The organism is Allocoprococcus similis (assembly GCF_054660775.1).
The window spans coordinates 1-1,087 of the sequence record NZ_BAAHSG010000077.1; the positions used below are offsets into that span (position 1 = coordinate 1).

Sequence of the window (1,087 nt, forward strand, 5' to 3'; positions counted from 1 at the left end):
ATAATATATAGCCTTTTTGGTATAAATAATTATATGGCATTTCAAATTTTGAATGTTGTTTCTGTAGTATTGATTGACATATATTTAATGAAAGTTTTGAAAAAAATCACAGCAGTTCATGCGGAAAAAATAGGAATTCTTTTTTTGATATTATTTTTTCCGATGGTATTTTATACATCTTTTTTGTATGGAAATTTAATGGGATGTGCGTTTTCAACGATGGCTATGTATTATGAATTTGAGTATTTTGAAAATCATAAAGTCTGCAATATGATATTAAGTACTGTATTTATTGGAATAGCTCTAATGATTAAGTCAAATTATTTGATTGTGTTATTGGCAATGTTGATTTTTTTGGGCATAGATTGGATTATATCTTTAAAAAAGAAAAATATTATTTTTGCAGTAATTGTAATCTGTTCCTATATAATAGCAACATCTGGTCCGGTTAAATTGTTGAGTATTCAGGAAAATGTGTATTTAGGAAAAGGAATTCCTAAAATTGCTTGGATTGCTATGGGAATGCAAGAAACAGGTATGGCACCAGGCTGGTATAATGGATATAATGCAGACACATACTTAAATAATGATTGTGATTCTGAAAAAACAGCTGAAGAGGCTCAGAAATATATTAGGGAAAGAATGACATATTTTGCTGAAAATCCTATATATACAATAAAGTTTTATACAAAGAAAATGCTGTCTCAATGGTGTGAACCTACATTTGGAGGAATTTGGATTAACCAGTTTGAAAAGAATGTTACTATTTCTCGATATTTGGATAGCATATTAAATGGTGGAAAACTACAAAAAATAGTAATTGAAGTACTGGATGTTTTGCAGTCGTTTGTATATTGGCTGGCATTTTTGTATGTGATTACTAATAGAAAACGAAAAAATATATTTATTTGGTTTCCAGGAACAGTCTTTATTGGTGGATTTTTGTTTCATATGATATGGGAAGGTAAAGGGCAATATGCATTTACATATTTCTTACTTCTGATCCCATATGCTGCGATTGAAGCGAAAATGATTGTAAATTATTTGACAAATAAAGCGGATGAAAAATATGGAAAATAATTTTGAT

The 1,087-nt window shown here is 28.7% G+C and carries 1 protein-coding gene; it reads left to right on the forward strand.

Annotated features, from left to right (window positions below; all coding sequences use genetic code 11):
- The coding region (locus ACYQ5K_RS17545; RefSeq protein WP_459778174.1) for a glycosyltransferase family protein at nt 1-1,080 on the forward strand (1,080 nt) is incomplete at its 5' end.
- Between the last annotated feature and the right edge of the window lie 7 nt (nt 1,081-1,087).